General features: G+C 60.1%; 16 protein-coding genes and 1 pseudogene. 10 read left to right on the top strand and 7 right to left on the bottom strand.

Annotation, left to right across the window (positions count from 1 at the left end; genetic code table 11):
* The first annotated feature begins 307 nt into the window (after positions 1-307).
* Positions 308-1,360 (top strand): CBASS cGAMP-activated phospholipase, encoded by a 1,053-nt coding sequence (locus BMI87_RS19695; RefSeq protein ID WP_078523212.1) that lies wholly within the window; start codon positions 308-310, stop codon positions 1,358-1,360.
* 280 nt (positions 1,361-1,640) lie between these two features.
* On the opposite strand, the gene BMI87_RS19690 is transcribed toward BMI87_RS19695, so the two are convergent.
* From BMI87_RS19690 to BMI87_RS19675, 4 genes are all read right to left on the bottom strand, one after another.
* The gene (locus BMI87_RS19690) at positions 1,641-3,317 is read right to left on the bottom strand and encodes a hypothetical protein (protein WP_078523211.1); all 1,677 of its coding nucleotides are present in this window, start codon (positions 3,315-3,317) and stop codon (positions 1,641-1,643) included.
* A gap of 585 nt (positions 3,318-3,902) precedes the next feature.
* Positions 3,903-4,373: a Mov34/MPN/PAD-1 family protein gene (locus BMI87_RS19685; RefSeq protein WP_078523210.1), complete on the bottom strand. Its 471-nt coding sequence runs from the start codon at positions 4,371-4,373 to the stop codon at positions 3,903-3,905.
* Entirely contained in the window at positions 4,351-6,060 is a 1,710-nt protein-coding gene (locus tag BMI87_RS19680; RefSeq protein ID WP_246832750.1) for a ThiF family adenylyltransferase, read from the bottom strand. The genes BMI87_RS19685 and BMI87_RS19680 overlap by 23 nt, the downstream gene beginning before the upstream one ends.
* A 32-nt stretch (positions 6,061-6,092) precedes the next feature.
* A complete protein-coding gene (locus BMI87_RS19675; protein ID WP_078523208.1) occupies positions 6,093-7,328 on the bottom strand; it encodes a nucleotidyltransferase in 1,236 nt (411 codons plus the stop codon).
* 303 nt (positions 7,329-7,631) lie between these two features.
* Here BMI87_RS19675 and BMI87_RS22300 point away from each other — a divergent pair.
* The 3 genes and pseudogenes from BMI87_RS22300 to BMI87_RS19660 form a co-directional block, all read left to right on the top strand.
* A pseudogene (locus tag BMI87_RS22300) lies at positions 7,632-7,802 on the top strand (IS3 family transposase); the annotation flags it as partial.
* Between the two features lie 764 nt (positions 7,803-8,566).
* Complete coding sequence (locus BMI87_RS22295; protein ID WP_146681689.1) at positions 8,567-8,944, top strand: hypothetical protein; 378 nt, start codon at positions 8,567-8,569, stop codon at positions 8,942-8,944.
* A 320-nt stretch (positions 8,945-9,264) separates the two neighbouring features.
* Entirely contained in the window at positions 9,265-9,786 is a 522-nt protein-coding gene (locus tag BMI87_RS19660) for an RNA 2'-phosphotransferase (protein ID WP_078523206.1), read from the top strand.
* Positions 9,787-10,012: 226 nt separating this feature from the next.
* On the opposite strand, the gene guaB is transcribed toward BMI87_RS19660, so the two are convergent.
* A complete protein-coding gene (gene guaB, locus BMI87_RS19655) occupies positions 10,013-11,461 on the bottom strand; it encodes an IMP dehydrogenase (protein ID WP_078523205.1) in 1,449 nt (482 codons plus the stop codon).
* A 300-nt stretch (positions 11,462-11,761) separates the two neighbouring features.
* Positions 11,762-12,742, bottom strand: a complete 981-nt coding sequence (locus BMI87_RS19650) for a hypothetical protein (RefSeq protein ID WP_078523204.1) — start codon at positions 12,740-12,742, stop codon at positions 11,762-11,764.
* Positions 12,743-12,831: 89 nt separating this feature from the next.
* On the opposite strand from BMI87_RS19650, the gene speB reads away from it, so the two are divergent.
* Positions 12,832-13,821 (top strand): agmatinase, encoded by a 990-nt coding sequence (gene speB / locus BMI87_RS19645; RefSeq protein WP_078523203.1) that lies wholly within the window; start codon positions 12,832-12,834, stop codon positions 13,819-13,821.
* A 39-nt stretch (positions 13,822-13,860) separates the two neighbouring features.
* Here speB and BMI87_RS19640 read toward each other — a convergent pair whose 3' ends face one another.
* Positions 13,861-14,763 (bottom strand): GNAT family N-acetyltransferase, encoded by a 903-nt coding sequence (locus tag BMI87_RS19640; RefSeq protein WP_078523202.1) that lies wholly within the window; start codon positions 14,761-14,763, stop codon positions 13,861-13,863.
* A gap of 469 nt (positions 14,764-15,232) precedes the next feature.
* Here BMI87_RS19640 and BMI87_RS19635 point away from each other — a divergent pair, with 469 nt between their 5' ends.
* The 5 genes from BMI87_RS19635 to BMI87_RS19615 all read left to right on the top strand — a co-directional run bounded on the left by BMI87_RS19635 (position 15,233) and on the right by BMI87_RS19615 (position 20,213).
* Positions 15,233-16,351: an outer membrane protein transport protein gene (locus BMI87_RS19635; protein ID WP_078523201.1), complete on the top strand. Its 1,119-nt coding sequence runs from the start codon at positions 15,233-15,235 to the stop codon at positions 16,349-16,351.
* A gap of 118 nt (positions 16,352-16,469) precedes the next feature.
* Positions 16,470-17,375 carry a DMT family transporter gene (locus BMI87_RS19630; RefSeq protein WP_078523200.1) on the top strand — a complete coding sequence of 302 codons (906 nt, stop codon included), beginning with the start codon at positions 16,470-16,472 and terminating at the stop codon, positions 17,373-17,375.
* A gap of 50 nt (positions 17,376-17,425) precedes the next feature.
* On the top strand, positions 17,426-18,280 hold the full coding sequence (locus tag BMI87_RS19625; RefSeq protein ID WP_078523199.1) for an ATPase: 855 nt from the start codon (positions 17,426-17,428) through the stop codon (positions 18,278-18,280).
* A 54-nt stretch (positions 18,281-18,334) separates the two neighbouring features.
* Entirely contained in the window at positions 18,335-19,255 is a 921-nt protein-coding gene (gene metA, locus BMI87_RS19620; RefSeq protein ID WP_078523198.1) for a homoserine O-succinyltransferase, read from the top strand.
* Complete coding sequence (locus BMI87_RS19615; RefSeq protein WP_078523197.1) at positions 19,230-20,213, top strand: alpha/beta fold hydrolase; 984 nt, start codon at positions 19,230-19,232, stop codon at positions 20,211-20,213. Before metA ends, BMI87_RS19615 begins: the two co-directional genes overlap by 26 nt.
* Positions 20,214-20,230 lie beyond the last annotated feature (17 nt).

Genomic DNA, 20,230 nt, shown 5'->3' with positions numbered 1-20,230 from the left:
TTCGGAATTGGCACTGACGCTCACGTCTGGGGAAAATTCAAACGGCGGTTTCGGGGAGATTACGTCCGGCGGTTACAGTCACATCCGCGAACAGAGCGTACGGGGCCTTTCCTCTGCCTCTTCGACGACGAAGCGGATTAGTGGTCGCCAGATGACCTTGTCAGCAATACAACCATTCCCTGGGCGTCCAACTGGCTGAGCTGCTACGAAAGCTGGCTCGCTTCGGGAAAATGGTTTGGGACCGGCAAACACATCAGAAGTCAGTCAGGCGGGCGATCCAGGTTGGCGGTACTTATGGAGAGATTTCATGGCACAACCTCAATCCCGTCGCTCACAGGGCACCATCTTTCACCGTCGAGATCAACTCGAATGGCCCGCAGATGACCTTCGCATAATGTCCATTGATGGCGGCGGCATAAAAGGCATTCTGCCTGCGGCGGTCCTGGCGGAATGCGAGCGTCGTTTCTTGAAGGGCGGTTCGGCAGCCAGCTACTTCGACATGATCGCAGGCACTTCAACCGGAGGAATAATCGCGCTCGGCATGGCAGCAGGGATGCGCGCCGAGGAAGTTCTGGAAATCTATATGCGCCACGGGTCGGAAATATTTCCCCGGCCTTGGACTCCCCCAACTCGATTTGGTCGCGCGATGCGATCCACTTACCAGTTTGCCCGCGATCTTGCCGTTTATCGATACAACCGCGACCCCTTGGAACGAGCGCTTCGAGATCGCTTTGGCAACAGGACACTGGGCTCGGTCAATGTGCGTTTGAACATTCCCGCCTTCGATGGGTTCAACGAGGTCAACGTCCTCAAGACCCCACACCACCCTGACTTCCGCCTCGACTGGCAGGAAGAACTGGTCACGGTAGCATTGGCGACGTCAGCCGCGCCGACATTCTTCTCGACCTACCGGAGCGGCACCCGGCACTTTGCCGATGGCGGTGTTTGGGCGAACAACCCCGTCATGGTGGCGCTGGTAGATGCCATGAGTTGTTTTAACATCGACAGACACAAAATCGAAATCCTGAGCCTTGGCTGTGGCGATCAAGACCTTCGTATGACTGACGGTCAGATTAGGCGCGGCGGCATGTTCCACTGGCGAACAATCATCGAGAGCGCGATGCACCTGCAAAGCCAGAACGCCCTCGGACAGGCCGGACTTTTGATCGGGCGAGACCGCATGCTTCGTCTGACATCCGCTCCAACTCTCGAACCAATCGGCTTAGATGATTTTGTGCGGGCGAGTAGTGAGCTGCCAGCGCAAGCGAAGAGGTTAGTTGAAGAAAACGCTGAACGCCTTGAAGCGTTTTTCGATGCTAAGCGGCTTCAAGCGACTTTCTATCATGGCGAGCGGAAATAGTAGTACTCGCGGCGTAGATTTTGGCATCATTTTACTGCCTATAGCTGCGTGAGGCGAAGGGGAGCCGGTGCCACCCCCCTCGCGGTCTACCAATTGCTACTTTTGGCCTGGAAGCCAGGCCATTCATCGCTATCACAGAGAAACCACCTTTCCGCCCTTCCGGCAAGACATCTCACACCTGGGGCACAGATCGAGCAGCCGCAGCGAACAGCAGGAAGGTCCGCTTAGCGGATCAACACGATTTGCGCCCAACGCCGAATTTCTCCCTACATGATTTCATTCAGCGTTGTCGCACTGGGCTGTGAGGCGCATTAACGCGCACTCTTTTCGTTGCCTTGCGACTGTCTTCGAGAGAATATCCGAGCTGGTCAATTGACGGATCGAACGGCATGTCTTCGAACGCTTCGAACATGAGACCAAGCCCTGTCGCGATTCCGCGCAGTGTTTCTGTCTCCTGCTTCGTCGCTTCATCAAGAAAGCCACGCTTTGTAGCGAACCTCCTGATCGCCTTCCAGAGATCATTCATGTCGCGTTCGCGCTTGTCGATACGAGCTTTCGCACGGCGGAATTCGGCGCGCTCTGCTTCGAATTCTTCGCGCTCGATGTCGAGATCGTCACGCTCCTTCTTGACTGCCTGACGCTCTCCAGCAAGCTTCTCTGCATGCTCTTTCTCAGCGCGCATGAAGAACTCGCGCGTGCGCTCTTTCTTCTTAGACAGAGCAGCATTAAAGTTCTCTTTCTCAGAGCGAATTTTGTCTCGTGTCGCCCGCTCTTGCTCGCTCGCCGCACGTGCCTTCCCGACGGCCGACTCGATGTATTTCTCAGCGTTCTGGAGGATGTCATGAACAGTTCCATGCTGCTCTTCAAACGTATTGAGAAGTACAGCCCTGGCGCGCCGCGTTGTCGCTTCATGACGCTTGCCTGGCTCGAGCAAACCTGCATGCTCGAGCAGCTCGAGCGCAAGCAACTGCGCCGGGTCGAGGCGTATCCGATTGATGCCACCTTTCTCATCTGCAGCGGCTGCGATACGACGCTTCAACTCACGCATAGCCAGTCCGATTTTCGAGCCAGAAATGCCGTCATCGCGTCCGTCTTCTGATACTTCTTTGAAGACTTCGTCGAGCTCTTTCGCATACTCGCGACGCTTCGCTGCACGACGCTCGCCGCGAACGATGTTCAGCTCAGCGAACCGCTCTTGCTCGAACCATTCTCCTACAGCGTCTTGCGCGAGTTCGTAACCCTTTGCCTTTCCGTCGCCGCCGATGAACGTGTGATGCGATGTGCGCAAAAGTGTCCGTCCATCAGCGAAGCGGACGGAGGGTTTCTCGTCCACATAGTCGAGAAGCAAGAAGTGAAAATGCACGCTCTGTTCGTCGAGGTCGACGCGCATGTATTGCATCATGTCGCCGAAATTTTTCTCGAGAAACTCGCGGCCAGCCGCAATGAATTTGTCTGCTTTCCGCATATCCCATATCATGACTTCTCCGGCGTCATCGATGAACTCGAGGCGGCGCTCTGACGGACAATCTTCATCAGCTCTGAAAGCGTCGCGATGCACAGTGAGGATTCCTTCGCGAAGCGGCCCGCGACTTTTTTTCTGAGCTGACCACGGCTCCTGCTCGCCGGCCAATTTCGCTGTGCGATAGTCTTTCGGACGCGACTTTTTGAGACCCGCGAGATTCGACGCGAGGTTCTTCTTTCTTGCCGCTCGATAGAACGACATGACTTCTTCTGCGATTGTTCTCGGATTGCCGCGGAGCTTGCGATTGAGATGTGATCTGGCTTTGTCGACATGCTCTTCTTCCCCAGCTTCGCGCTCTGCATGTGCGATCATTTTGGATACGTCGCTGGGATGCATGCTCGCGAAGCGAAGAACAACCGGGTACTTCCCGTCCGCCCGCAGTTTCTCTGCGTGCGTGAGTGTCTTGAGACGCGCTTTGTAGTCGAAATCCGACATGCTGAAATTCCTTCTTTTGGTAAGAGGGAAGTCCGGTTCGCTCGTGAGTCTCGCTACACTTTTTCTGACTGTTTCTGACAGTCACATACTTACTATGTCTCTGTCAGAGCTCTACGCGCCCGCGCTCCGCTCTTCTGACAGTCTCATGCAAGCAAGGGGAGTTATGTGCTGCACACCTTCCCCCTTGACCCCCAACACCGAAAAATCTGGCTAAAAAACTGAGCGAAGCAAGGCTCTGGGACCCGTTTCCAGGTCAGACGCTTACAAGGAATTCTTCAAATGACCTAACGCGGGTCTTTCATCCAGTCACGACCGACGTCCCACACGGTGCTCCCCGGTGACCTCGGTGCAGCATCCGCGTCAGTGTAAATGGGGGCATTTTTGGATGCCGATTACCCCGCAACAGGGTCAAATTTTCATGCCTGTTCACAGATCAGAGGCAAGCCGCCAAAGATCGCGATCTACAAACCTACGCCTGTTCCGATCAGATACCGTTCGATCCTTGCGACCCGGAGCCACCAGTCGATGAGCTTTGTGAGAAAGTTGTCGAAGTGTCGTTTTAGCATTCTCGAGCGGGTCTTTCGTCTAAGAGACGCTTTCCACACGTGTGACGCTGACCATGTGAGGAGGATGGCCGCGAACGAAGAGATGGGCGCTGCACTCGAAGCGCCAAATCCATCTCAGCCGGCTGATGAAAAGTACGGCAAAGTCCACCCCTCCAGAGCCGTCCACGAGGTCCTGCATGGCGTGCACGTCTTGAAGACTGGGGCTCACACTGAAGCTCGGGTGGCTGTGCCATTCGCCCAGATAGTTAAAACGACCGTATTCGGCACCCGTTCTTTCAAAGAAAGCCGAAAGGGCCTCATCGTGATGATCGGCGTCGCGCAAAAACTGCGCGCGCGTTCCGCGGGATGTGTCTACGCTGAAGTCGACGATCTGAAACATTTGGTCGCCGATCTCTTCGCCCATCAAGATACCGCCGATCTCACGTGACCCTGACCTGAACAGATGGCGACGCATGCGCCGCAGAACATCAGTCGGCAACTGCAACTGCATCCGCGTCCTCCTTTGGAGGCAAATGGGCCTTGAGGATCTCAACCAAGGCGTCCGCGTCAAGCGGTTCAACTGTTTCACCCCATTCCCCAGCAGGGATCAAATCGATTGGCCGCGTATCAAAGGGTTGGTCAAAAAGCCATTCCGATGAAAGGCCGATCAAGTAAGCAGAGAAAGGAAAGATGCTGCCGTCCGGGCGGGCCAGGAGATCGATCACGAAGCGGCTGACATGCGAGGCAATGACACCGACATCTGCATCGTCTGCAAGCATTGGTGTCCCATCAGCGCTCTGACCGGCATAGCGCTGCGGATCGTCCGGCTTGATCCATTCGACGCCTTGATCCTCACACCAAGTGTCGATTTGCACCCGTGCCATGAGAGGGATTGGATCAATATTGGGCCGCGCTCTGGCTATAAGGCCACCAATTCCTCCGGCAAACACTTGGGCCCAGACCATTGGCTTACTCTTGCGCGTTGCCATTGACGCGATCATGTTGAAAGCGGTCGGATCCCCTGTGGCGTCGATCAGCACATCGCACTCGCCAAGCGCCTCAAGCGCGCCAGCCATAGAGGCCGCGCTTTCTTGGCCGCCAAGCGTCATGCGCAACGCACTGACACTCACACCAGGATTTAGATTTTCCAGCCGTTCGCGCAGGCTGAACGCTTTGTGCGCACCCGTGACGCTCAAGTCCAACTCGTTGCGCACTGCATTTCCGGGAAAAAAAATGTCGTCATCAATTAAGAGAAACTTGCCCACGCCCGTCCTGCAAAGACTGGCTGCAACCTTCGATCCAACGGAGCCACACCCGACGATCCCGATAGCTTTGTCAGCCAACACTTTGAATTCATCCGGCACACGCTTTTGCCCGGCCGGAACGATGACTGTAGTGTAAGGGAAGACCTTCCGCTCGTCTTGCTTACCAAAGATCGAAAAAAGCTCCCATTTTTCTCCGTAGCCCAATAGAAGATGTGTGAATGCATCGGTTTCGAACACCCGGCCGCGCAGTTCACGAAGGCCTACGCGGTCAAGAAAAGCACCCAGTGCTTCGGCGGTAACAAAGCCAAAGCTCCCTGCCCCCGGCACGCGAACAACCGTTCCCGTTTCTTTCCCAAACCCATCGGGCAAGACCAGATCGCTCACCCAAGACGGATCATCCTTTGGCCCTATGCGTGTTAGTGAAGCAAGATAGGTGGTTGCCGCCTTCCGCTCTGACAGAGCGAACTCTCTGTCCTCAAGCTCCGGCAGCCCGTTGACTGCTGCAAGATCATTCTCGCTCAATAAGAAACGATAAGACTCTGATCGAAGGTCTCGTCCGAGCGATGCAGTGTGCGCGGATCGCGCATGTACGTTTTCACCAGTCTCGGGCTGCTCTTCGGCGATTAGACGCTGGCAGCTCGCCACCATATCCGCGCCTGTGATCGCGGGACTCCAGTTATCTGGTCGGTGTTCGAGGCAGAGTTCCCCGCTGGCCCCATATTGATGGTTTGAAATCCGCGAGCCGTCTTCGGTGAAAATCATTGGCGGCGCATCCGGAAAAACACTTGGATAACGCATTCGAAACACAAAACGTTTTTCGCCATGCGTGATGGTGAAGGCGACGCACATCTCAAGTTCGCTGTTGGCCTGCCATTTTTCGACAGAGAGCCAATCCACGCTGCCCTCAAGTTCCGCAAGGGCTGCCTTTTCCATGCCCAGTCTTGAATTCTGCAGGAGCCACCAAGTCATGCGAAACCGTCAGGTTTTTTTGGCGTACGAGGTGCGTCTCCGAAGGAAACACTGGGGACTGAGGTCGCCGAGGCTACCCCTGCAGCTTTCACGAGACTGGACGAGCTTGGCCGCGATGCATGCAATACTCCATCGTCAACCCGATCGGTAAGATCACGCCCCATACGGTTCGCCAGAATAGTTGCTATGCGCCGGTGTTCGACCAGACGGCCGGCGGCGGAAAAATCCTCTCGCGCTTGCTTCAGCCATTCAAAAAACGCATCGGCACGCTCCGGATTGTCCTCCCATTTATCAGCGAAGTTCTCGAGCGCGTCAGTCGGGTTCTTGATGATGTACTTTGTACCGTCATGCTCGATTGCGTCCTCCATCCGGCTCAGAATCGACAGCAGTGCATAGCCAATCGTTTCCTCGCCCTGATAAGCGTGCGCAGCAAGCGAGGAAATTATGATCGAAATCGGTTTGTCCGTGGGGTCATCCGCGAACATTGAGTCACGGTGCCGTTTCAAAATCATGATGGCGGACTGCAGCGGTGTGCGCACCCGATATGTCGGGATGTCTTCGACACTCGCGGTCACACCCTCCGCGCGCATTTCGTTCAAGATCTGCTGACGTCTTCGGACGAAGACATCGCCCATGCGCGATTTGAACCACTCAGCGTATCCCCGCGGATTGGAGCGTGGCCAATCGTCCGTGATGGCGTCGTAGGCCAGTTCCTCATTGTCCGTGATGGCGATGGCCGTGTCGGCAAACTGTGCATCGAGTTCGCGCGCCTCAAGCAGCAGACGCTGATCTTCGGCGTTTGGAATACAGGGTACGATGTCCATATGGAACTGGGCGCCATCGGCGTATTCAAGGCGCCAACACCGTCGGCCTTCGTGTACCGGTTTCTTGATGCCCTTGCTTTCACGGTAGAGCTTGATCTCTTGACCCAGCATGTTCTTCAGATCGTGCTGCGACAGATCCGACTTGCTCAGACGTGTGAGCGAGCAGGCACAGTCCACATCATACTCTTCATCGTCAGACATCGGCCTGATGACCGTGCCGAGCCGGAAGGAACCCTGCACAAAGATGTCCGGATCATGATCCCGCACAATGGACGCATCTCGCTGCAGCCATTCGCCGAGTGATTTATAGCTCTTTTCAGCCTGTTCGTAGCGCGACGACGGAATCTCGAGCCCCGCTGCCAAAGCCTCAAGATACGCTTCGGCCTGCTTTGTGATCGTGACAGCCATGCTCAACTTTCCCCCTTCGATCTCCCGCAATATGAATGGCTGGTAGGCAGATTACAACGCTCTGGACGTCCGTTGCTGCTAATCCGACGATGTTCCATCGCATTCGCAGAGAACGACCACTTGCCGGTCGGCATGCCAATTCTCTCGCGCCTGCGGCGAACTTCCGGCAACCGTCTTTCCTGCTATGGCGCAGTGAACGGCCCAGTGTCGTTCTTGGGCCTCAGCCAGGAGGCCGCATCGCCCCATCACCGTAGCCGCCATTCCAGCAGACCATAGAATTATCGAAGATCAGAGGTAGGTAAAGTACTGAAACGTGAGCGGATCAGTCGACGAACCTACCGAACACGCGAAGAAGCCGGGGAGGATGTGTTCGACTACATCGAGATTTTCTACAACCCTAAGCACAAGTACGCCCGACACGGAATACTGTCGCCCGTCGACTTCAAGCGGCGGCAGCAAATGAGACACGAAGGCGCCAAAGAAGCGCGGGGCTATTTAGAGCCGCCGCGAACCCCGTCGCCCTCTACGATGTGGACACCGCGCCGGTCCGGATCCTGGAAACAGATCGCTATCTATACATCCAGACATTGACCCGGCTCTACGTACTCGAGGGCGACCGCCTTGTGGGGTCGCAGGACTGCACGACCAAATGCTACCTGATGGTCGACGAGGACTTGGTATTGTTGGTCGAGAACAAGGGCGTGCGGCTTCTCACGGAGGCGGGTCGACCACTGGGCGTCGCCCTGACCAAGGCGCCGATCCGTCGAGCCGGAATCGAGGACGGCGTCCTCGTCGTCGAAACGCGAACTCATCGCGGACTATTCAGTGGCCTTAGGACGTAGCACGCTCCCTCCCTGGCCCAGAGAGAGTAGCCGCAAACTCCGACCTCAAACGGCCCAGTTTTTCAGAGAACAGAGCAGTCCCTTTTTGGTAGGATGCAGAGGTGTTTTCTCACATACTCCGCAGGATCGCAGCCCAATGCATGGACCCAGGTACAAAATTCGATAATGTCGAGACGACGTTCACAGATTTCGACTTTTGCAACGTAAGAGCGGTTACGTTCCAGTAGATTTGCCAAGTCTGTCTGCGACAATCCTCGCTCAGCGCGTAACTCAACTAAAGCTTTCACGACCGCCCGATACTCTTTTGTGTGCAGTGTGCCCGCCATGTTGTTCCTCTGGCTATAGACACACCCGCGTACCCCATGCTAACGCCTGCTCCCAAAATAGGAGCAGATCATGCATGATGGAGATTTCGTTTATCTTGATGTTCGCTGGGCTGAGCCCGGCTGGCACGAAGCCATGAGGTTTCGTTTGGCAGGCCGGCTACCAGAACAGCTCGTAGCCACAGGCGTCGAAAAAGGCGTCCTTGAGGCGCATCAACAAACTAACGGACAGCTCGTTGCTTTGACCACTCAAGGTATTTCTCTGACTGAGCCCGGGCCACATAGCCTCACCCAAGAGAACTGCCAGCAGCTGGCTGAAGTACTACGGATGGAAAGCGGCAATGACGAATGGTTTCAGGATCTTAGCGAAGAATCTACTTCATTCCCTGATGGTTTGGGCACCAACTACAGAAGGCTTCTGATCGAAACTCTCCATCGCAAGAAAACATAGGCAAATGTCATACGATACGCGTCGTACGGCAGCCGTAGCGTACGCGCCCGATTGATGCCGCCTCGCTGATGGAGGCGGAGCGAGATGAGGCACGTGAATAACGACGTTGTTGCCGACGTGTCGTATCGGGAAGCGCCATGTTGGGAGAAGTTCCGGATGTCGAACGGCGCCGTCGGTGGAGCGACGAGGAGAAACTCAAAGTCTTCCTGGAGGTGGGTATTGGCGGCGCTTTGGTTACGCGAGTTATCCAGCGACACGAGCTCACGCGGCGGTCAGTCTTAGTTCATTGAGAGATACATCGCTCGCAGGACACTTGGGGCATGAGCAAGCAGAGCAAATTCTTGTCGAAGGTACTGCGACACGATCCCGCACTGATCGGGGTCGAGCTCGATCGCGAAGGCTGGGTTCGCGTTGATATTCTCCTGCGCTCTATGATGCGGCACGGGCGCAGGATGACGCACGACGAACTGACGTCGATCGCGGGCTCAGATGACAAGAAGCGCTTCACTCTGAGAAACGGCCGGATTCGAGCTGCGTATGGTCACTCTGTAGAAGTTGACCTCGGTCTGCCGCCTGTTGCACCGCCGGCACTGTTATTTCACGGAACCGCATCGCAGCATCTCGATCAGATTTTCGATCACGGAATTTTGCCTGGGCGCCGCCGCTTCGTCCATCTCACCGAAGATATGGAAACTGCAGCTCGCGTCGGCAGGCGACACGGAAAACCGGTCGTGCTTCATGTCGACGCCGCCGGCCTGCATGCATACGGGCATGACTTCTTTCAGTCTGACAACGGAGTATGGCTCGTCGATGAAGTGCAGACGGGGTACTTCTCTCTGTAACTGTCACCTTGGCCCGCGCTTTCATGCACGCGGGCCCAGGCGCCAGCTTTCGAGAGAAGCTCTGGATGGGCTTTTGTCGTGAGTTGGTGGCTACATCTATCGCCCCTGCACTGCATCTATTTTGCATCTACACTGAGCGATACTTGCCGAAAATCAGCGATAATTCACGACACTTTCATGATATTGAACGCAGCCCTCAATCCTTTAAGTCATTGTTTTTACTTTATTATCCGATCCGGTAATTCGGGCTCTCGCGGGTGATCGCGACGTCGTGGACGTGGCTTTCCTTGAGGCCCGCGCCGGTGATGCGGACGAAATTGCAGTTCGTGCGCATCTCAGCGACCGTGGCGGAGCCGGTATAGCCCATCGCCGCGCGCAGACCGCCCACGAGCTGGTGGATCACCGCGCCTGCGGGACCTTTGTAGGGCACCTGCCCCTCGATGCCTTCCGGCACGAGCTTGTCGTTCGCCGCATCCTTCTGGAAGTAGCGATCGGCCGAGCCGCGCGCCATGGCGCCGAGCGAGCCCATGCCGCGATAGGATTTGAACGAGCGGCCCTGATAGAGGATCACTTCGCCGGGGCTTTCATCGGTGCCCGCGATCATCGAGCCGACCATGGCGCAGCTTGCGCCTGCCGCGATGGCTTTCGCGAAATCGCCCGAGAACTTGATGCCGCCATCGGCGATGATCGGCACGTCGCCCGCCGCGCTTACGCAATCCATGATCGCGGTCAGCTGCGGCACGCCCACGCCCGCGACCATCCGCGTCGTGCAGATCGAGCCCGGGCCGATGCCGCATTTCACCGCGTCGGCGCCCACGTCGATCAGCGCTTTGGTGGCGTCGGCCGTGGCCACGTTGCCCGCGATCACCTGTACGTGGCTCGACAGTTGCTTGATGCGTTTCACCGCGTCGATCACGCCTTGGCTGTGACCGTGTGCCGTGTCGACCACCACGATATCGCAGCCCGCGTCGATCAGCGCCTCGGAACGCTCGAAGCCCGCGTCGCCCACGGAGGTCGCGGCGGCCACGCGCAGGCGGCCCAGATCGTCCTTGCAGGCGGTCGGGTTGAGGACGGCCTGCTCGGTGTCGCGCAGCGTCAGGAGGCCCGTCAACTTGCCTTCGTCATCGGTCACCAGCAGCTTCTCGATCCGGCGCTCGCGCATCATCGCGATGGCTTGGGCGCGGTCGGCAGGCTCTTGCAGGATCGCGAGACGGTCGGTGGTCATCATCACCGAGACCGGGGTCTCGTCCTTCTGGGCAAACCGCATGTCGCGGTTGGTCACGATGCCAACGACGCGGCGGTTTTCATCGACGACCGGGAAGCCGGAGAAACCGTAGCGCTCGGTCAGCGCCTTCGCGTCTGCGAGCGTCTGATCGGGGCGCAGCGTGATCGGGTTGTAGACGATGCCGCTCTCGAAGCGCTTCACGCGGCGGACCTCGTCGGCCTGCTGCTCGACGGTGAGGTTCTTGTGGATCACGCCCACGCCGCCCGCCTGCGCCATCGCGATCGCCATGCGCGCCTCGGTGACGGTGTCCATTGCGGAGGACAGAAGCGGGATGTTGAGCCGGATTTTCTTCGTCACCTGGGTCGAGACATCTGCGGTTGCAGGAAGCACCGAAGAGGCTGCGGGAAGAAGAAGAACGTCGTCGAAGGTGAGCGCCTCGCGAATCTGCATGGGGGGTCTCCAGTGTCCAGATGCGTTTGGCAGTTTGCTGTTTCACGCAATGGACGCGAAGGCAACCCCTCACGGACGCGGTGCGCAGCGGGTGTGCGGAAGCGAGGGATATAGCGCCATCGTCTCAGCCTCCTACGGTGGCGCGGGGCGACCAGCCCCGGGCCGCGCCCGACCCTCCCCACGGGAGGGCGCATTGGCGATGTCAGCGCAGGCACATCCGACATGCGGGCTAGAAAGATAAAGCGCCCGGCCCCCTTGCCTGAAAGCGCCCACCCGAAGCTCGGGCGCCGCCCTCCGCGCTCAGGCAATCGCGGCGTTGGTCTTCATCGCAAGCTGGCCCTTCGCCCAAAGCTGCAGCACCTTCAGCGCAATCGGCACCACGATCAGCGTCGCCGCCGTCAGCATCAGCGCGCCGGGCAACTCCCAGACTCCGCCAAGCGCGAGCCAGCACCCCGCCGTCGCCGCTGCCGGGAATGTGAACGCCCCCCAGAGCGGCGAGAAGCCTCCTGCGAGCAGCCAGCGTATCGACACGACCAGCGCCAGAAGGAAGGCCGCCGCCAGGATCGCCATCGCCTGCGCGATCCCCATCGCGCCGAACGCGCTCGCCACCGTGCCGATCAGCGCGGCCGGCGCGAGGTGAATGGCCAAGAGCGGGCGCAGCGGTGCAGGCACGCGCTCGCGGGAGAATTGCTGCAGCGAGATCATCCAGATCACGACCGCCGACAGCATCGCGACCCAGAACATCACCAGCGCCACCGTATCGAGCCCGAGGATCACCCCTGCCACCGCGCCGACGATCCAGCCCGAGAAGGTCAGCTGCCATGTCGGATTGACGCGGCGCTGCTCGGCCGGGCCGGTGGCGAGCGTGTAGATAACCGCCGCGATCAGCCCCAGATGCACCGCGACGCCCAGCCAGAAGATGACGGTGGCGAGCCCCCCATAGGGCGCAAGCGAGGCCGCGATCAGATAGATCGTCAGCGTTCCCGCGGCGAGCCCCGCACGCCCCGGCAGCACGCGCAGATCCTCGAACACCACGCCCGGGCGCCGCACGACCTTCGCGCCGTATGCCACCAGCGTGAACAGCGCGAGCAGCGTCACCGCGCCCAGAAACAGCTCCGCCAGATCGGGCGGCAGCGCGAATTGCCCGACACCGCGCCGCCATGCGATCCCGAGGCCCATCAACCCCAGCACGGGCGGGAACATCGCGGGCGGGGTGCGGCGAAACAGGCCCTTGGGCGTCATCTTGGGCGGGGCGAAGGACATGTTCTTACCTCGGGCCATCGGCAAATCATTTCGGTCGCGCGGAAGCTTGCAATATTTCGCGCGCGGCGAAAAGCTGTCCGAGGTGCGACAGGGTGTCAGGAGGCAAGATGGCGGGACATGGGTATGAATCGGGGCGGCTGAACCTGCCCTTCGTGGGGATTTCCACTTTCGGCAAGCGCGCATACGTAGCCGATTGGGACGCGATCGAGGCGGATGTGGCCGTGATGGGCGCGCCCTTCGATTTCGGCACGCAATTCCGCCCCGGCGCACGGTTCGGGCCGCGGGCGGTGCGCGAGGCCTCGACCCTGTTCTCCTTCGGTCATGCCGGGGCTTACGATCACGAGGACGACGCGACCTATCTCGGACCGGAGGTCACCATCGTGGATATCGGCGATGCCGACATCGTCCATACCGACACGGTGAAGAGCCATGCCAATATCGAGACCGGCGTGCGCGCGATGCTGAAGGCGGGCGCGCTGCCGGTGGTGATCGGCGGCGATCACTCGATCAATATCCCCTGCATTCGCGCCTTCGAGGCCGATTGCGCCGAGAAGGGCCCGATCCATATCCTGCAAATCGACGCCCATCTCGATTTCGTGGACGAACGGCACGGCGTGACCGAGGGCCACGGCAACCCGATGCGCCGCGCCGCCGAGAAGGGGTACGTCTCGGGGATCACCGCGCTCGGCATTCGCAACGTGTCCTCGACCTCGAAAGAGGGCTATGACGCCGCCCGTGCGATGGGCGACGATTTCCTGAGTGTGCGGCAGGTGCGCAAGCTGGGGGCCGAGGGCGTGCTGGCCCGCATCCCGGAGGGCGCGCGGATCTATGTCACGATCGATATCGACGGGTTCGACCCCTCGATCGCGCCCGGCACCGGGACGCCGAGCCATGGCGGGTTTCTCTATTACGAGGTGCTGGAGATCCTGCAGGGCGTGGCGAAGCGGCACGAGGTGGTGGGCATCGATCTGGTCGAGGTCGCCCCCGATTACGACCCCACCGGCTCCACCCCGATCCTCGCCGCGCAAGTGCTTCTGAATTTCCTCGGCTTCATCTTTCATGCGCGACAGTCCGGCGGTGCGCCTGCGGCAGGTTGAGGGAGCCTCCGGCGGGGATATTTTCCTCAAGGAGAAGGGTTAACCGGGCAGCACCCAAAGGGTCGCTCCGAGGCTATGCGGCTGCGCGCCGGTGCCCAGCTTGAAGCGCATCCGCCCTGCCCCGTCCTCGCTATCCACCGCGCCGAGATCGAGCTGCCGGATCCCACGCGCCTTCAGCCGCAGCGCCGCGTGCCAGAGCATCAGGTTGTGCGCGCCCGACCCGCGCCCCTCCGGCCCGGTCCAGCCGACATGATAGCTCGCCCCCTCGCCATGGAGTAGGAAGATGCCGCCCGCGAGGCGCTGTCCCTTGGAATCCTCGATGCGCAGCGCGAGAAGACCCGCCGGGTTGTGATCCGCCCAGGCGCGCGTGAAGCCGGGCGGCAATGCGCGGTAGCCACGCGCCCGTTGCTGCGCGGCATCGGCGGCGAGAAGCCAGTCGATCTCGGGCTCCAACCTCACCCGCAGCCCCACGCGCTCCGCCGCCGCCAAGCGATTGCGCCATTTTCCGGCCAGCCCGGCGCGCAGCGCCTCGGTCTCGGGCTGCAAGGACCAAAGCGCATGGTGGCGGGGCGTGATCAGCGGGACCAACCCAACCCCGGCCATCGGCGCGTCCGGCGTCGCGAGGATGATCCCCCATCGGCGCGCGATCCGGCGCAGCACCGCGATTTGGAGAGAGCGATCAAGGCCCGGAGCGAAGACCGGCCCGCGCGACAGAAGCCACAGCCCGCCGCGCCCGATCATCTGGGCCAGTGCGATCCGCCTGCCCTCATGTGTGATCTCGAGCCGCAGGACGCGCCGCCCCCGCGCGGCAGCAAGCGTCCCATAGAGCGCCGCTTGCTGAAAGGCTGGCGGGCGCCCCGGCGCAAGCGCGCGCAACGCCCGATCCCAGCCCGCATCGGGGCCTGACAATTGCGTGAGACGGACAGGTTTCATCGCCGCCATTAAGGCTTGCTTTACCTAAGCTGGGGTTAATGACGGCGTGAAACATGACAACCCTGAGGCGAAATGGCCCGCGCTCCTGAAAATCAATCGCGCGCAAAGCGCAGACAGCCCCCGCCTGCCGGAACGTCGTTGCAGGCGCGCAAGACCGACGGGCCGCCACATCTGCCAGCTCCACGTGCCACGCTTTGGAGTGCGGTTTTGGTCGCGCTCTTCGGCGCGGCTCTCTGGCTCGGCCTTCTTGCGATTCTCAAGTTTTCCAACGGCTTCTAAACGCTTCAGTTCAGAACTTGACGTGAACGTCACCTTCGAGTGGCCGCAAAGACACATTTTTCCGTGCATGCGGGCAACAGAACGTGACGTCATCGTGAAGCGCAGATTGATTTACACCTTCCGGCTGGTAGCGTCACCGAAAGGAATTCCTTCGAGACGTTAGGATCTCCTTCGGGACACGTTAGGGAAGAGGAACATTATGAAACGTGTGATGACTTCGATGGCCGCACTCGCGATTGGCGCAGGCGCGGCCCATGCGGGCGGGGTGGAGCGCTCGACGCAATCGGTCGGCATCCTGTTCGAACAGGGCAATTACGGCGAAGTGAGCTTCGGCGCGTTCAATCCGGACGTGTCGGGTTCGGTGAGCTACGGACCCTTTGGCAACCCCTCTTCGGGCGACATGGCGCCCGGCTATGGCACGGTGAGCCTTGGTTACAAGCAGCATCTGAGCGATCAATGGGACCTCGCGGTTATCTTCGATCAGCCGATCGGTGCAAAAGTGAACTATCCCGCTCAGCCCGCTCCGCCGGCAGGCTATCCGCTCGGTGGTTCTCAGGCATCGATCAAGTCCGCGGCTATTACGGCACTGCTGCGCTACAAGATGCCGAACAACGTATCGTTCTACGGCGGTGTTCGTAGCGAGAGCGCGTCGGGCAAGGTTTCGCTTCCGTTCCTGAACTACAAGATGAAGACTTCGGACGAGACCGATTTCGGTTATGTCGTCGGGGTGGCTTGGGAAAAGCCGGAAATCGCGGCCCGCGTGGCTCTGACCTACAACTCCAAGATCACGCATGATTTCAGCGCAACCGAAGAAACCGTCGCCGGTACCTTCAATTCGAACTTCGAAACCACCGTACCGGAATCGGTCAACCTCGAATTCCAGACCGGGATCATGAAGGATACTCTGCTGATGGGCTCGGTTCGCTGGGTGCACTGGACCCAGTTCGATATCTCGCCCAACGCATACACGCAGAGCCCTCTGAATGGCGGCGTCTATGGTCAAGGTGCGCTCGTCGAATACACGGACAACACGATCACCTACAATCTCGGCGTTGGCCGTCGCTTCAACGACCAGTGGTCGGGTGCGATCATGTTCGGCTATGAGAAGCACACCGGCAAACCGACCGGGAACCTCGGTCCGACCGATGGCTTCAAGTCGGTCTCGCTGGCGGCAAGCTATCAGGCGACCCAGAACATCAAGGTGACCGGCGGCGTTCGCTATGTCGATATCGGCGACGCGACCACCAATGGCATCAACGGCGACTTCACCGGCAATGACGGTTGGGGCGCGGGTCTGCGCGTCGGGATCAACTTCTGATCGCAAGTCACTGAAAAATTAGGAATAGCCCCGCCTCGTGCGGGGCTTTTTCTTTGGACATCGGCAATGCCGCAAGTTCCGGGTGGTGCGTGTCGCTGCCGCCCGCTAGATCGAAGCGATGAAACACGCACCCGCCCCTTTATCCCTCACCCCGCTCGCCTGGGCGCTGCTCGCGGCGCTGGCGCTGATCTGGGGCTCGTCCTTCCTGTCGAACCGCGCGGCCCTAGAGGGTGCGGGCGTCTTTACCGTGGTCTTCCTGCGCGTGGCCTCGGGCGCGGTGCTGATCTGGGCCTATGTCGCGCTGCGCCGCCTGCCGGTACCGCGCCACCCGATCTATCTCGGGCATTTCCTGATCATGGGGCTGCTGAACAACGCCATTCCCTTCTCGCTCATCGTCTGGGGGCAGAAGCATATCGATAGCGGGCTGGCCTCGATCCTGAACGCCTCGACCGCGATCTTCGGGGCGCTGATTGCGGCCGTTGTCTTCACCGACGAGCGGCTGAGCGCGCGCAAGGCCACCGGCATCGCGGTCGGCTTCGCGGGCGTCGTGGTGGCGATCGGACCGGATGCCCTGAAAGGGTTCGATCTGACCTCTGCGGGCCAAGTTGCCGTGCTCGGCGCGGCGCTGAGCTACGGCTTCGCCGGAGCCTATGCGCGCTTTGCAATCAGGGGGTTACGACCCGAAGTTGCAGCGGCTGGGATGCTCACAGGTGGCGCGATCTGGACGCTGCCGATCCTGCTTGTCACCGAAGGCGTGCCGAGCTTCGACTACGCGCCCTCGGTCTGGATCGCGATGCTCTGGCTCGGCTTCGGCTGTTCGGCGCTGGCCTACCTTCTCTATTACCGCATTCTCGCAATCGCAGGCGCTGCCAACCTCGCCCTCGTCACCCTCCTGATCCCGCCCGTCGCGATCCTCGCGGGTTGGGCGGTCTATGACGAACGTCTGGGTTGGGCGGAGGCCTTGGGCTTCGCGATCCTCGCCCTTGGCCTGCTGATCCTGAACCGCCGTCCCAAAACCCCGTGACGCGCGCGCCTTGCCGGGCTACACCGGGGCGAAAGACCAATGGGGACGACATGATCTATTCCAATCGCGCCGAATGGCTGGCCGCCAAATCGAGGAAGGTTGCTCTGTTCGGCATGTCCGGCCTCGGCAAGACCTGGGCTGCGAGCCTGCTGCGCGACGAGGGCTGGTTTCACTACTCCGTCGATTACCGGATCGGCACGCGCTACATGGGCGAATATATCGCCGACAACTTCAAGCGCGAGGCGATGAAGAACCCGTTTCTGGCGGAGCTTCTGCTGTCGGACTCGGTCTATATCGCGTCGAACATCACCTTCGAGAACCTTGCGCCGCTCTCGACCTACCTCGGCAAGCCTGGCGATCCTGCCAAGGGCGGGCTGCCCTTCGAGGAATATCTGGAACGGCAGAGCCAGCACCGCACGGCGGAGATGGCGGCGCTTCTGGATACGGCGCATTTCATCGACCGCGCGAAGCAGATCTACGGGATCGAGAATTTCCTGTGCGATTCCGGCGGCTCGATCTGCGAGGTCGTGGACCCCGACGATCCCGAGGATCCGATCCTGACCTCGCTGTCGCAGAACCTGCTGATGGTCTGGATCGAAGGCTCCGAGGCCCATACCGAAGAGCTGATCAAACGCTTCTCGCGTGCGCCGAAGCCGATGTATTACCAGCCCGAGTTTCTGGCCGCGAAATGGGCCGAATATCGCGCGCTGAAAGGCGTGGCGGAGACGGAGGTCGACCCCGACGATTTCGTCCGCTGGACCTATGCGCAGGCGCTGGCGCATCGTCAGCCGCGCTATGCGGCGATGGCGAAAAACTGGGGCGTGACGATCCGCGCCGAAGATCTCTACCTTGTCCGCGATGCAAAAGATTTTACATCGCTGATCGCTGATGCTTTGCCCGCGTGAGCCAAGACGCTTCACGCATTACTTTAACTTCACCCTGTAAGAGACTGAAAACCAATGCCGATCAAGTTGCCTGAAAACCTCCCCGCCTTCGACATCCTGTCGCGGGAAGGCGTGATGGTGATGTCGCCCGAACGGGCATCCCGGCAGGAAATCCGCCCCATTCGGATTGGCCTTCTCAATCTCATGCCGAAGAAAATCCAGACCGAGAACCAGTTCGCCCGGCTGATCGGTGCGACGCCGCTGCAGATCGACTTCCAGCTGATCCGCATGAGCGAGCACCAGACGAAGAACACCGCCGCCGCGCATATGGAGGAGTTCTACCGTCCGTTCGAGGAGGTAGAAGCCACCGGCGAGAAGTTCGACGGGCTGATCATCACCGGCGCCCCGATCGAACATTTGCCTTTCGAGGAAGTGACTTACTGGGAAGAGCTCAAGCGGATCTTCGACTGGACCCAGACCCATGTCTTCTCGACCTTCGGCGTGTGCTGGGGCGGCATGGCGATGGCCTATTACTTCCACGGCGTGAACAAGCATATGCTCGATCACAAAGCGTTCGGCTGCTTCCGGCATCGCAATTGCGCGCCCGCCTCGCCCTATCTGCGGGGCTTCTCGGACGATCTGCTGATCCCGGTCAGCCGCTGGACCGAGATGCGGCGCGACGAGCTGGAAGCGGCGGGTATGACCACGCTGATCCATTCCGATGAAACCGGGCCCTGTCTGGTCGAAGATCGCGCCCATCGCGCGCTCTATATCTTCAATCATCTCGAATATGACAGCGGCACGTTGAAGGAAGAATACGATCGTGACGTCGCGTCGGGGAAACCAATCAACGTCCCCGCGAATTATTATCCTGAGGACGACCCGAGCCGGGTGCCGACCAACAGGTGGAAAAGCCACGCCCACCTGCTTTACGGCAACTGGATAAACGAGATTTATCAGGAAACGCCGTATGATCTGGCCGAGATTGGTAACTAGCCTTGTCGTGCTGCTGCTCATCCTGAGCGGCGCGACATGGGGGCTGGAGAGTTGGCGGGCCCGCATGGCGGAGCAGCGCTACCCGCCCAACGGCACATTCGTCGATGTCGGCGATCAGCGCGTTCATATGGTCATCAAGGGTGATCACGGCCCGGCGGTGGTGTTGATCCATGGCGCGTCGGGTTCGGCCCGCGATCTGACCTTCGATCTCGCCCCGGAACTGGCGAAACGCTATCGCGTCTTCGTGCCCGACCGTCCGGGCTTCGGCTATTCCGACCCGTTGCCCGCGGATCAGGACACGATCGAGAACCAGGCCAAGCTGCTGCAGAAAGCGACCAAGATGGCGGGCGCGGAAGATCCTATCGTGCTCGGCCATTCCTATGGGGGGGCGGTGGCGATTGCCTGGGCGGTATATCAGCCCGGCACGCTCTCGGGTCTGGTGCCGGTCTCCGCGCCTTCGCATAGCTGGGATACCGGGCTGCCGCTGCTCTATGAGATCACCTCGCCGCCGCTGGGTCAGGCGGTTGTCGTGCCGCTGATCTCGGCCTGGACCCCGCCTGCGATCATCCGCTCCGAGGTGGAGAGCGTTTTCACGCCGCAGGAAATGCCCATTGGCTATCTGCACTGGTTCGGCCCCGGCATGACGCTGCGGGTACAGACGATGCGGGTGAATGCCCGCCAGCGCGCCAGCCTGAAGTCGCAGATTCAGCAGATGATCCCGCATTACCCCGATCTCGACCTGCCTGTGGTCTCGGTCCATGGCACGGCCGACACCATCGTGGGCGAGCAGATTCACGCGGTGCCGTTCACGAACGAGGTGCCGGGAGCGGAACTGATCTCGCTCGACGGGATCGGCCATATGGTTCCACATGTCGCGTTGCAGCAGACGGTCGCCGCGGTGGATCGTGTGGCCGAGCGCGCGGGCTATTCGATCCCGATGCGCCCGGCGGCGGAATGAGGGCCGCCTGAGCGCCC

The organism is Thioclava sp. F28-4, assembly GCF_002020045.1.
Lineage (GTDB): Bacteria > Pseudomonadota > Alphaproteobacteria > Rhodobacterales > Rhodobacteraceae > Thioclava > Thioclava sediminum.
The sequence above is the reverse complement of the archived record's forward strand: the minus strand, read 5'-3'. Positions and strand labels throughout refer to the sequence as shown.

Bases quoted from the DNA above. Each gene is read 5' to 3' on its own strand.
- BMI87_RS19695 (WP_078523212.1), top strand. From the start codon at position 308: ATGGCACAACCTCAATCCCGTCGCTCACAGGGCACCATCTTTCACCGT.
- BMI87_RS19690 (WP_078523211.1), bottom strand. From the start codon at position 3,317: ATGTCGGATTTCGACTACAAAGCGCGTCTCAAGACACTCACGCACGCA.
- BMI87_RS19685 (WP_078523210.1), bottom strand. From the start codon at position 4,373: ATGCAGTTGCAGTTGCCGACTGATGTTCTGCGGCGCATGCGTCGCCAT.
- BMI87_RS19680 (WP_246832750.1), bottom strand. From the start codon at position 6,060: ATGGAAAAGGCAGCCCTTGCGGAACTTGAGGGCAGCGTGGATTGGCTC.
- BMI87_RS19675 (WP_078523208.1), bottom strand. From the start codon at position 7,328: ATGGCTGTCACGATCACAAAGCAGGCCGAAGCGTATCTTGAGGCTTTG.
- BMI87_RS22295 (WP_146681689.1), top strand. From the start codon at position 8,567: ATGCATGATGGAGATTTCGTTTATCTTGATGTTCGCTGGGCTGAGCCC.
- BMI87_RS19660 (WP_078523206.1), top strand. From the start codon at position 9,265: ATGAGCAAGCAGAGCAAATTCTTGTCGAAGGTACTGCGACACGATCCC.
- guaB (WP_078523205.1), bottom strand. From the start codon at position 11,461: ATGCAGATTCGCGAGGCGCTCACCTTCGACGACGTTCTTCTTCTTCCC.
- BMI87_RS19650 (WP_078523204.1), bottom strand. From the start codon at position 12,742: ATGGCCCGAGGTAAGAACATGTCCTTCGCCCCGCCCAAGATGACGCCC.
- speB (WP_078523203.1), top strand. From the start codon at position 12,832: ATGGCGGGACATGGGTATGAATCGGGGCGGCTGAACCTGCCCTTCGTG.
- BMI87_RS19640 (WP_078523202.1), bottom strand. From the start codon at position 14,763: ATGGCGGCGATGAAACCTGTCCGTCTCACGCAATTGTCAGGCCCCGAT.
- BMI87_RS19635 (WP_078523201.1), top strand. From the start codon at position 15,233: ATGAAACGTGTGATGACTTCGATGGCCGCACTCGCGATTGGCGCAGGC.
- BMI87_RS19630 (WP_078523200.1), top strand. From the start codon at position 16,470: ATGAAACACGCACCCGCCCCTTTATCCCTCACCCCGCTCGCCTGGGCG.
- BMI87_RS19625 (WP_078523199.1), top strand. From the start codon at position 17,426: ATGATCTATTCCAATCGCGCCGAATGGCTGGCCGCCAAATCGAGGAAG.
- metA (WP_078523198.1), top strand. From the start codon at position 18,335: ATGCCGATCAAGTTGCCTGAAAACCTCCCCGCCTTCGACATCCTGTCG.
- BMI87_RS19615 (WP_078523197.1), top strand. From the start codon at position 19,230: ATGATCTGGCCGAGATTGGTAACTAGCCTTGTCGTGCTGCTGCTCATC.